Source organism: Psychrobacter sp. PP-21, from assembly GCF_033790785.1.
Taxonomy (GTDB): Bacteria; Pseudomonadota; Gammaproteobacteria; order Pseudomonadales; family Moraxellaceae; genus Psychrobacter.
In genome coordinates this window covers 139,484-151,454 of the sequence record NZ_JAMYEB010000002.1, presented here as the reverse complement: position 1 = coordinate 151,454, position 11,971 = coordinate 139,484, and the positions used below count along the sequence as shown (strand labels likewise).

The 11,971-nt window shown below is 43.8% G+C and carries 10 protein-coding genes; 3 read left to right on the top strand and 7 right to left on the bottom strand.

Going from position 1 to position 11,971, the window contains the following annotated elements; all coding sequences use genetic code 11:
* Positions 1-79 precede the first annotated feature (79 nt).
* Positions 80-892, top strand: coding sequence for an alpha/beta fold hydrolase (locus NJD71_RS03485; RefSeq protein WP_319050565.1), 813 nt, complete (start codon positions 80-82; stop codon positions 890-892).
* A 132-nt stretch (positions 893-1,024) separates the two neighbouring features.
* On the opposite strand, the gene NJD71_RS03480 is transcribed toward NJD71_RS03485, so the two are convergent.
* From NJD71_RS03480 to NJD71_RS03455, 6 genes are all read right to left on the bottom strand, one after another.
* Complete coding sequence (locus tag NJD71_RS03480; RefSeq protein WP_319050564.1) at positions 1,025-2,089, bottom strand: HpcH/HpaI aldolase/citrate lyase family protein; 1,065 nt, start codon at positions 2,087-2,089, stop codon at positions 1,025-1,027.
* Positions 2,090-2,159: 70 nt separating this feature from the next.
* Entirely contained in the window at positions 2,160-3,341 is a 1,182-nt protein-coding gene (locus NJD71_RS03475; RefSeq protein ID WP_319050563.1) for a cysteine protease StiP domain-containing protein, read from the bottom strand.
* A gap of 74 nt (positions 3,342-3,415) precedes the next feature.
* A complete protein-coding gene (locus NJD71_RS03470; protein WP_319050562.1) occupies positions 3,416-4,234 on the bottom strand; it encodes an HAD hydrolase family protein in 819 nt (272 codons plus the stop codon).
* Positions 4,235-4,276: 42 nt separating this feature from the next.
* Positions 4,277-5,620 (bottom strand): phosphoribosyltransferase domain-containing protein, encoded by a 1,344-nt coding sequence (locus tag NJD71_RS03465; protein ID WP_319050561.1) that lies wholly within the window; start codon positions 5,618-5,620, stop codon positions 4,277-4,279.
* A gap of 48 nt (positions 5,621-5,668) precedes the next feature.
* Positions 5,669-6,757: an NYN domain-containing protein gene (locus NJD71_RS03460; protein ID WP_319050560.1), complete on the bottom strand. Its 1,089-nt coding sequence runs from the start codon at positions 6,755-6,757 to the stop codon at positions 5,669-5,671.
* A gap of 60 nt (positions 6,758-6,817) precedes the next feature.
* Entirely contained in the window at positions 6,818-8,041 is a 1,224-nt protein-coding gene (locus tag NJD71_RS03455) for a S1 family peptidase (protein WP_319050559.1), read from the bottom strand.
* Between the two features lie 793 nt (positions 8,042-8,834).
* Between NJD71_RS03455 and NJD71_RS03450 the strand changes: the two genes are divergently transcribed.
* Positions 8,835-9,542: a hypothetical protein gene (locus tag NJD71_RS03450; RefSeq protein ID WP_319050558.1), complete on the top strand. Its 708-nt coding sequence runs from the start codon at positions 8,835-8,837 to the stop codon at positions 9,540-9,542.
* A 122-nt stretch (positions 9,543-9,664) separates the two neighbouring features.
* Positions 9,665-10,405 (top strand): MHYT domain-containing protein, encoded by a 741-nt coding sequence (locus NJD71_RS03445; RefSeq protein WP_319050557.1) that lies wholly within the window; start codon positions 9,665-9,667, stop codon positions 10,403-10,405.
* Between the two features lie 164 nt (positions 10,406-10,569).
* Here NJD71_RS03445 and NJD71_RS03440 read toward each other — a convergent pair whose 3' ends face one another.
* Complete coding sequence (locus tag NJD71_RS03440) at positions 10,570-11,715, bottom strand: ATP-grasp domain-containing protein (RefSeq protein ID WP_319050556.1); 1,146 nt, start codon at positions 11,713-11,715, stop codon at positions 10,570-10,572.
* Between the last annotated feature and the right edge of the window lie 256 nt (positions 11,716-11,971).

Genomic DNA, 11,971 nt, shown 5'->3' with positions numbered 1-11,971 from the left:
TATGCTAATATTCTAAGCTGAGCATAGAAGAATGTCATGTGACATATAAATTTTCAATGAATCAAACAAGGATGTGATTATGCCAACTATCAATATCAATAATGCTGATATCTATTACGAAGACAGCGCGCCTAACGATACGCAAAAGCCTGTCATTGTGTTTGCTCATGGTCTGCTGTGGAGCTCGCAGATGTACGAAAAACAAGTGGCGTATTTTAAATCAGATTATCGCTGCATTGCTTTTGATTTCCGCGGACAGGGTCAGTCACAGATTACCAAATCTGGCTATGATATGGAGACACTGACCGAAGATACGCTTGGGCTAATCGACGCGCTTGGTATTGATCGCTGTCATTTTGTTGGTCTGTCCATGGGCGGGTTTGTGGCTCAGCGTATCGCCATAAAGCGTCCTGAACTACTGCTATCGCTCAGCTTACTAGAGACATCATCTGACGCCGAAGATCCAAAAAACATACCGCAGTATCGTAAACTGGTCAAAGCCATTCGTTGGCTCGGTATAAAGCGTGTGAGTAGCAAAGTCATGCCGATTATGTTTGGCAGTACGTTTTTGACGGACAAGCTACGCAAGTCCGACCGTAAGCACTGGCTCACTATGTTGCAGGGTAATCGTAAAGGCGGTGTGGTTAAGGCGACCATGGGCGTCATCGAGCGGACAGGCACTTATGAGCAACTGGGTGAGATTACGACACCGACACTCATCATCGTTGGGGATGAAGACGCAGCAACGCCTTATGATAAGTCTGAACGAATGCATTTTGCCATTGCTGGATCTAAGCTTGCGGTTATCAAAGGGGCAGGCCATACCTCAACAGTAGAGGAGCCTGATCAGGTCAATCGAGTGCTTAATAAGTTCTTGGAAAGCTGTGCTTAATGTAGATATTGTTCGAGAGCTTTGAAGCCTCATATCTATAGAAAACCCCTAAGCAAATATCTATATAAAAAAGCCGATATCGCTGTTGTGATATCGGCTTTTTTTACTGTAGATATAATAAGCAGTGGAGGACTAGCGCCGTGAGCTATATGGCGTATGTCCATCATCAATGGTACCAAAAGCTTCTGCACGGTTGACAACTTCGGTAGCCCATGCCCGATGGGTGGCAGGCTCTAGCATGGTATTATTGTACTTAAATACGGCCTTGGCCTCACTATGTAGAATCGCTTGTGCTTCATCTAATGTGCTGAGTGGCACGCAGTAAGCTTGTTGTACTAAGGCGATTTGGCTCGGATGAATGACCGTTTTGCCCACTAGACCTAAGCTGACATCATGGTTTAGCTCTTGCATGAACAGTGTTGGCTGATCTAGATATTCAAATACAGGCGCGCTCAGATAAAACCCATGTGGCACAAAACAGCCAAGCAGCTGATAGGCAAGGGTGCCGATAGGCGTATCATAGATAATGCTGTTTTTTGGTCGACGTAGACGCAGCGCTGCAAATAGATCATTACCACCAATACGGAGCGCAAATACAGGCTGACTAAAGGCCTCCTTAAAAGCAATGGCCAGCTCTTGGTTATGATGCGGACTAAACAGTGCGGCAGTTTCGAGTGTTGGCATGAGTAGGTGGTCGATACTGAGGTTCTGACAAGCCATCCGCCAATTGGATAGGCTATACATATCGACTTTTGGCATAACAAAACCGTCGATCAGGTCGATATGAGCATAGTCCGCCAGTTGTTGTAACATCGATGGACTACGCGGGCGTATAAATACCAATGGTCGCGTGGGATGCTGTGCGTGAATAGCAGCGGCTCTAGAGGGCGCATTGATGCTGTTGACATGTTCAGCCCAAGTATCCAGCAATATACGCAAGCGCTCAAGTGCCAGCTCAACGTCCTCATGACTGACAGCATCCTCTAGACAAATAATAATACTGTTGATCGTAGGTAGCTTGTCGCGCTTGATGACTTGCCAAATATCTTGCCGAGTAGCAGGCATGTATAGGCTAGCACCCAGCTGATAGGGATGATGCGTATGCGGTCTGATCATCGCATGACGCTCAGTAATCAGATGTGCATAAGACTGGGTATCGTGGTAAAGCTCTGACTCATTGTGTTTGGTATCTGACATAGTTGGCATCATAAATAGAGGAATAAGGGGCAAGCGTTCAATCATGCGAGATGAATTTGTGCTACAGGTATTAATTGTCTGTCGTGCGTTGCTTGATCAGAGTGATGGCTTGATAAGGCAGTATTTTATCACCTAATACGTCAATAGTGATGCCTCGTTGCTCACATAAATGACGCAGTAGTACGGTATCAGGATGCGCCGCGGTCGCGAGCAATATACGCTCCGGATCACGGCGCAAGATAGCGCGCGTCGCCTCGGCGATAGTTGGCTTAATACGGTTGCGATTAGTGATGCCATAGTCTGCTGCGAGCGTATCTATCAATGCAGCTGTCTGGTAGCGTGGCTGCTGATAGGTTGGCAAACACTCTGGTGGCGCGGTCAGTGAGCGTCTCGTTGCATCGACATGATCGATAAATGCCAAACTATGATCTGCCTCTATCAAATCCTCATAAAAAACACTGCGATGAAGACCTGATTGCGGCTCGGTATATAAGCTGCGCGAAATCAGCCCTGATACGGTGCTATTTAATAAACCTGATGGAATTAACCAGTCTTCCGCGCTAGCCGCGAGCCAAGCAACGCCAGCTGGATCAGCAAGAGTCAATAGTGGAATGACATTCGCGCCTTGGTGAAAAATATTGGCAAATCTGGCATGAGACGTATCGCTAAATACATCTAAGCTGCGCGCAAGCTCCTGATAAATCGCGCCTTTACCTGTCCAGCCATCGACGAATACAATCGGACTGTTTGGGTACGCGTCCAGCAGCATTTGCAGCGCTGCAGGATCAAGCCCGCGATCACGAATGATACTGATACCATAATGCTTGCTTGGTAGATAGTAGCTACTCTCTGTATCAGACAGCGCACGCTGCAATAGTACGCCAATCGGTAGACCTGCCCGTACCAAGCTCACCAAGATCAGCGGATGCTCATCACTGACATCATGACCAAAGACATCACGTAGGGTATGCGCTAAGTGTGCGATATCAGTTGCGGCTCTCTCACCACCTTGCGTTAGCGCTTGACGGTATAGCTGCTCATGCATCGCGGTAGGCGCTTGCTCTAAGGTCAACATGTCAGAGTAGTGACGTTGCCCACTTTGAATGAGTGCCTCTTTTTGACTGACCGGCACATCGGCAACAGCATCTTTATCGACGATATTGAGTAGGACCGTCACATCGCTTGCAAGATAGCTGCCTGAGCCGTAATTGTTTAGATTGGCTCTATGGGTCTGTATATTAGGTAAAGTCATAATATGAATAATGGCACTCGTGATAATAATGAGGTTATGTCTCTGTTTTTTGGACTAGTTGTTTAAACTGATAGCTAAGACTGATAGTGATCATGTATTTGACCGCGGCTTGGCATACCGTACCAGTCAAGCAGTTGCAGAAAAGGTAAATCTGCTAAGCTATCACCAAAGCCAAAACTAGGACGCTGATGATCTAAATGATTGTCTAACAAAAACTGTACGGCATGATGCTTATGTACCGCATGAGGCAATATCGCTAGATTATTGGCATTGACGTGTACATAAAAATCTTGCTCAAAATCACGTATCAATGCTGGTAATTGTTTGGCTAAGTCGACCAATGCTTGATGGTCTTTTTGCGCGTGTTTAATCGCTAAATAAATGGTTAATTCTTCCTCGACAGAGCCATTGTTAAAGCAATCAATATGCGGCGTAAATACCAACTGGCTTTGCTCGCTTTTGCTATGACTAGCAAACAGCTCGCTCAGTTGGTTTAACTTATCTTGCAATGGTGCAAGCTTGTCATACATATGTTGCTGCCATTTGCTTAGTAGCTGCCCATCAGCCATCAAAATAATGGCACCATGAGTCAATACTTGCCAACTGTCAAACGGTAATTTAACACGCTTAATTTCACTACGATCACGCGCCGTAACGACTATTAGGTCGGTACTAGCCAGTAACCAGTTAAAAAAGCTCGCTTGGCGCTGACTCATAAAGCTGAGTGGCTCGTTTTGCTTATTGACCGTCGCACATACTAAGTTTTCAGCTTCAGCAGTAGGCAAGTCCCATGCGTCGATTTTACGTTGGGTTTGAAAAAGTGTATCGTCCAAATCCATCAAGGCATATGGTTTGATAACATCGAGATTGGCTTTAAAAAATGGGATAGTCATGACGTCGTCCATAAACAGGAAGTATGAAGGTGAAAGAATGGTTTAAGTCGTCGGACTGACCACCAAAACATTATCCAAACTGCGCCACATCGCATCGACGCTATCAGCAGCCGTTTCTACACACAACACAATCAAGTCCCACTCATTGGGATCGACATTATAAGCAAAGTTGGTCATACCCAATCCGTAATTATCATGAAAGCTCAGCATGGTAGTGATGGCACCGCCAAGCGCAATCGGTGAGCGAGTCAACGCACTAAATTTCACGATAGCATCTGTGTCAGATTTGGAATTTTGAGACATTGTCTCAAGCCATTCGGCTAATAAAAACGGCAACCACACAAACTCGTTACTGCCCAATACCAATATTTTTTTTGGTAATTGAGCGATATCAAAGCTGTCTTGATTATGAAATCCTGCAAATGCTGTTTGAAAGCGCAGCAGGTAGCTATCAAACCCATCTGTGCTATTCAATGTAGGAAAGCGTCCCCAGTTGCCCGTAAACCCAAGCGCCTGACTACCTGCTGCGGTAGTATCAACCGATGGCATAGTGATAGGCTCTGGGTTGGGCGCGTCTGTCCATTGCCATGCACCAGACAGTAAGTGATGACGATGAAACTCAATGCCAATCAAACGATCCGCCATACACCCAGGCTGAGCGTCATCTGTCTGCTGGTTTGTATTTTCTTGATCCAATGACCAATCCACCAAGGTCGTTAGATGCACTTGCTCTAATTGTGTCAGCCCTGCATCACGTAAAGCCGTGACGACATTAACACAGGTATTGCCTGTTGACGCTTCGTCATCGACCATGATTAGCGTTTTGCTAGCGAGCAGCTGTGCTTGTGTGATGCTATCTGTACTTTGATAAATCAAATGCTGGCTGGCATGACTGTGATCTTCACAAAAAGTCGTGAATAACGAATTAGCACCATTAGTAACGCTTTGTTCACCCAGTTCAATGCTTTCATCATGCTGAGCATGACGAGTAGAGTTCAGTAGCAATGCCTGCGGATAGCGTACTTGTAGCGCTTGATGCACGCCTGCCGATAGACCGACCGCAGTCTCTGCCATACCGATGACTAAAATTGGCTCGGGCAAATCATTAGGAACTAAATTGGTCAAATCAGTAAACGCATTTCGCATGGTGCTGGGTGACACGGGAATATGACGACCCAATACTTTTGAGACAAACAAAAACGCCCGTTTTGGGTTAATACGCTGAGCAAAACCAAGCAGGTCTTCTAGTTGATAGTGGTCGCTGTGTGTCAAATCACGATTAGTGGTTGCATTCGTCTGATAGGTCAGATCCAGCGTGCCGCGAGGTAGGGTGATGCTGCGTTTATAGGTTTTGTTAGATGGTATATTTTGATTTGTATCATTCATTGTTTCTTGTTGTCCTATGTATTATCAGATCTCATTTATTGCTTATGTTCATTTGGCTTTATGACGTACATAGAGCGTAGAGTTTACCGTTTTGGTTTCAAATATTCTGATATTTTTAATCATGTCAGAGAGTCTGGTATAGCCATAACTTTTAGGATCTAGGGTTGAGTAATGCGTTTTCATAGCATTACCAACTATTCCAAAATTTACCCAGCGTTCGCTATCTGCATTTGGGTGATCAATGATGGAGGCGCGTAGACTATTCAATAATTTGGTATCACATTTTAAGCGTCTCTCATCCCATACTGATGTGGCATTGTCGTTTGGCGCTACACTTGAAGTTGGCAATGCATAGTTTTTTAGTTTAATAGAAATAACTTTGTTCACAGTGCGTATATCATATAACGCCATTGCTATAATTAATTCTGAAAACTTTGCATAGCCGTATCTATCTAACTTGATATTTGTATGGTGTTGTTTAATCTGGCTAGCAAGATAAGATAAATTTGACCAGCCTTTGGCAGAATTTGGGTCTTCTTTTATCAGCTTGTTTAAAACGCTAATAAGATGTGTCTGCTTCTGAAGTGCTTTGGTTGTCCATTTTTCGGGTGATGTCTTGGATTCGGTGATAGGAAGCAATGGTTTAGTCTTAATATCAAGGCTGGGCGCGTCTTTGTTTTCGCTGATGGGTAGTGTTTTTGGTAAAGTTACTAAATCTTCCACGTAGTAAAAGTTATCACAGGCTTGTGTGAACGCTTTGACGGTCTGTTGTTTGCCAAAACCAAAGACTTTAATACCGTTTTTTCTTATGCGTAGCGCCAAAGCGGTGAAATCACTATCGCTAGATACTAAGCAGAAACCGTCGTAGTGTCTACTATGTAGTAAGTCCATAGCTTCAATAACCAGACCAATATCAGTCGTATTTTTACCTTTAGCATAGGCGAAATGTTGTATTGGGTCGATAGCATGCTTTAGCAGTGCTTCTTGCCAACCTTGAATATGTACGTTGCCCCAGTCACCATAGATTTTTTTACAAGCAATGTGACCAATGCCCTCTATCTTATGTAAAATATAATTAATGTTATTAGCTGAAGCATTATCGGCATCGATAAGAACGGCTATGCTTTTGAGTTTCATTGATATAACAGTCCTTTCTTAATACCGTTTTTCTTTTGAGTTTATCATTGTAGTAGACCATTAACCCTGACAGCCAACCAGCCATAACGCGCTACGGCTTTGCTTGCTGAGTTGCGGTGTGGTTAAAGTCATATCGCTTGATCTATCAGTCCTATTCTCCAAGCTGATACCAGCGCTTGCAAGCAGCGCAGATAATAACTGAAATTTTACCGCATAGTTCATGTTTTGTGCGTGTTCATGGACCAGACTGGCAGTTACCATACCAACGACCTCGCCAGTTGGTAGTAATAATGGACTACCACTAGAGCCGGGTTGAATGGGCGCGGTAAACTGAAGATAACGGATATCATCATTCAAACCCGTTAGCCCTGAAATACAGCCTTGCGTCACTTGTAGTTGACTGCTCAGTCCCGATAGTGGGAATCCCAGCGTTGTAATGGTTTCACCCAATATATCACTACACTGCTGCGCCAATGGAATATAGTGAGGCAATGGGTCGCTAACTCTGATAATAGCGGAGTCGCTACCGATATCGCTGAGTACCACTTGTGCCTCGCGGTCGGGCTGGCCCTGCTGGCGTATACCAATCATTTGGGCTGACTCGATTACATGATAACAGGTAAGCAGGTGATACGGATCAATGGCAAATGCTGTGCCTGTCCACGTCTCACCTGACTGCACTTGACGAGGCGTACGCACTTCGTTATTAGGACGCGCTTGCTGTTGCTGGGCCTCTATGATGCGCGCATGTGTATCAGGTGGTCGCATATCGAGACTGACCTGTGCGCGCCGCTCAAGACTTGCCAATCCTTGGGTCGATGATTCACCAAGCGCCCGACATTTGAATTGTCCATTACGCTGATATATCTCTAATATGATAGCGGCTTTCACGTGACGTTCGCGCGCCGTAAAGTCATAGCGAAAGGCACCATCATCGATCGTCAAGCAAACATCCGTTAGCTCAACTGCAGGTAGGTTGAGATTGGGATCATGATAAACATAAGCAATCAGCTGTAAAAAATAAACGCCTTTTTTATCAAATAATGTAGGTAAGTCAAGCTGCCATATATTTGGGTCTTTTGAATTATTTATTGTCGCCCAATCTTTCGGTTCATGCAGATAGGCTGGGCTACAAACCGCTTTGTGATTCGCATCTAGAGGCAGCCATAGTAGCCCAAGCTGCTGTCCAAATTTAAGCGGAGTGGCGGTAGAGAAGGTAATCGAGCACTGCGCGTTTGTGATAAAGGTGTTGGCGCCTAACACGAGCGCGGTCTGTGCTGTCATCATATAGTCCTAATGAATGTTTTATTTGTCTACATGGTCATTATAGTGTTGAATGTAGTTGTACTAGTGACATAAAAAGTAGTGCTCATACATCATGATACAAATAGAAAATTAAAAGTATCGCTATATTTTAGAATAAGCAGCATGTTTATCTACTAGCAACGGTGATCTGTGGTAAGCACAAATGACAGAGATCAGAGTATATATAGAAGACAGCACAATGATAATGCTAAAACGTTGTATTAAGCAGACTAATGTTTGTTTATATAATAGATAGCCATCTATCGGATATAGTCACCATCCATCGGACAATCTATCAATAAGTCTTGCTTGACTAGATAAATATCATGATAATGCGATTAAAATTCATTACTGTTTAGTAACTTTATTGCAGATTACTGTTAACGAAGTAAATGAAGAAGCTATAAAGTAACCACTTACTAAGTACTAATTAACCACGTACTTGAAGTACTCAAGACCAGCCGTTCCAATCTTATCTTAAAGCTCACTTTTTATCTTTAAATATACGAAAAGCTAAAAGTTGCCCAGCTGCAAGTAATACCATGTTTGATAACTATGCCTACACGTTTATCAGTTATTAAAAATAAGACGGTTTAGTCATTCTATGCTGAATAGCATGGTTAAAAAAGAATTTTACATATCGCCTTTCCATAATCTCTATATTGCACAACAGTCAATGGTATAGAAGCTCGATGCTTCCATCAGACATGCTGCCTGATATATAAATGGTTCGGTATAGCAGCTTAGTCGTATTTTAGAAAAGGAGTGACCTTTGAAATTTTCTTGTGCATTAGAGACGTCTTCTGAACGTGTCCGTTTGGTTAATGTCATCTCGCCACTTATCAAAGCGGGTTATCAACTTGTCTCCCAAAGACAAGAATCATCAGGAAATGGTGGCAATATCATCCACGTCATTGCGAGAAGTATGGGCTCCAAGACACAAGAAGAACTAATCGATGATCTTTCTTCGATTGAAGGGTGCACGCTTTTTAATTTAGAAATAGATGACGAGAGTAGCTCATCAACCGCGCCTGCACAAAAGGTTTTAGACGAAAAAAGTGTTCTATCCGCCATTGGTGCCTATTATCCTAAGATAGCAGACATTGTTAGTGAGTATGAGGCAAGCCTACCTTTTGATCGCCGTGTAACAGCGTTGCAAGAGTTGGGACGCAAGGTGGGTGGCGGTATTTATCAGCGAGATTATTCACTGGGCAGCCCATTAAAAATGCCCAAGACAATCAGTCGTGAGCTTGTGCCAGCACTGAAGGGGTTATCCAAAATTAAAGCAAAAGACAATGTCATTTATTTAATCAAATGTCCATTTTGCAAGTCGGCAAACCACAACCATTCAGGGTGCCACTTTGTTGTGGGGTACATAGAAGGGTTTTTGGCAAGTAACCCTGCTGTAGATAGGGTGCAAGTCAAAGAGACTAATTGCGGCGCCAGTAGTACCAATATTTGCGAATTTACCATCGGGTAGGTCAGCACGACGCATAGATAACTCACTGTCTATGTAAACCAATAGCGAGCGTATGATGTCCTGCAGTTGATCCAAATCAGTGTTATATGGCTCAGTTTTTATTAAACACAAAAGGCAAAAAAATGATTGAAGTTGAATATAACTTACTTTTGGTACTGGTCTCTTATGCCATTGCAGTATTTGGCTCTTATGTTGGTTTAAATCTTGCCATTCGAGTACCCTCTGCAAAACCAGGTTCAGACCTTTATTTTTGGGTTGCGCTATCTTCGATTGCGATTGGTGGTGCTATTTGGTCGATGCATTATATCGGTATGATGGCAGTCGATATGAAGATGCCAGTTACGTATGATTTAGGTCTGACGATTGTCTCGATGTTGCTGGCTGTTGGCTTTGTGGCTGTGGGAATTATCATTGTAGGACGCGGCGACTCTAGCACCGGTAGATTGATCGGCGGTGGTGTTTTGACAGGTCTGGGTGTTGCAGCCATGCACTATACTGGTATGGCTTCGATGCAAATGGATGCGACTATGTCATACAACATACCGCTTCTGATTACATCTATTGTGATTGCTATCGTGGCTGCTATTGCGGCATTATGGTTGGCCTTCAATCTACGCGGTACGCTACAGCGTTTTGGTAGTGCGTTTATTATGGGCATCGCCGTTTGCGGTATGCATTACGTTGGTATGGCAGCGATGGAGATGAATATGACTGGTAATATGATGGATATGGGTTATACACATGACAGTGCTATATCTTCATCGATTATGATTTTTATCGGTTCGGCTATCGTATTGGGCTTGTTGTGGTTTATTGCATCTAAGAATGCACCTAAAAAAGCAACACTGGTATTTGGTGACTAGTTTTAAGTTGCTGTTTTGCTATTGATATATCAAAAATACAGCATAAAGGGTTTTAGATAATCATCTAAAACCCTTTTTTTGTGGCTACTTTTTGAGCCTGCTAATGTGGTTATTGACACGTCGTATTTTTAAGTATGCAATCAGGCACTCAGCAGCATCTTCAGTTACTCAGTAGTGTCGTCAATTTTGACACTCACCATGATAGAGCGTACTTGACACGGCTCTATTTTCTGCGTGATATCAGCCAACTTTGGTTTCTCGGTCAGGCCGAGCCAATAGCCAAAACCGACCTGCGTCAAATCGATCCCGCTATGCGTGGTGTAACCAATACCACCAGATGGGCGGCTATTAATCTCAAGGACGCAGTGCTGTCCGTTATCATCAGCTTTGGTTTGTACACTCACGATACCGTCACAGCCAAAGGCTTTAATCAATGGAATAACCACGTCCATGACTGATCGATCATAGCCAATATGCTGGATCTTGCCTGTCTTATAGCGAGTAACGGCCGCTAGTACTTCACCATATTCGCAGACCACATCGATTGAGTACTCTTGCCCTGATAGATAAGGCATAAGCAGCATAGGGATAGGGCGCTTATGTACCATTACGCTATTGTTGTAAGCATTGATAAACTGCGCGGTATTTATTTTTTTCTCTTCAGTAAAGTATAAATGCTCAAAGCTATCGTAAGCACTGTCTTCAGACTTGCCTGTATCCAAGCGCCAAAATCCTTGGGCAAAAATACCGACGACAGGTTTGACGCATAGGGGCTGATGACCGTGCTCAGCGAGTAAAGCCTCAAGCTCAGCGGTATTGTCAAAGCGCCAAGCATCAGCGACAGGAATACTGTGCTCATGACACTGCTGCATAAAGGCAAACTTATCTTCGATTGACTCCAATGCTGCAACGCTCGTTGCTCCTGTTAGCAAACGAATACCCGCCGCATCAAATATCTCGCGGTGTGCTTCGTAATCGACGCCATTACGCCCAGTCAACAATACTTGGACATTGTTTGCTTTGGCGTGCTCTAAGACGAATTGCCAGCGCGGCGTAGCTGACTCGGTCATTTCTTTTATCTCATCAACTATGCCTACTTTTGCTGGATATGGTTCGCGATAGACCCTATCAGCAAATTCAAAAATCTCAGGACGGTTGTGACGGTGTGAGGCGATAATATTAAAAGAGTCGTTTAACTGGTTTTTTAGAGTCTGCAGGCTCTCTAACATATCGCGCTGGCTGGACTGACCTTCAGCTAACCAAGCAGCTACTGGTGTGGAGTGGACGCTATCGTTAGCAAGGTTATTCATAGTTTTCTCAGCGTTATCATTGTGTGTAGGGAACAGGATCAATCAGCATTGCTACCGCAAAACTGGTAGCAATAAGGGCAAGACGATATCATCTAGCAGCATGTATTATATACAAATGGCGCTTCTTATAAATGCCTCTCGTGAAATAGTCACATGGGTTTTTCAGAGTGTTTTTATGACTCAAAGTATGATTGCTCGGTTCAAAACTCTCATAATATCCATGCTACTATATGACGATGATGGACATAGTAATCAA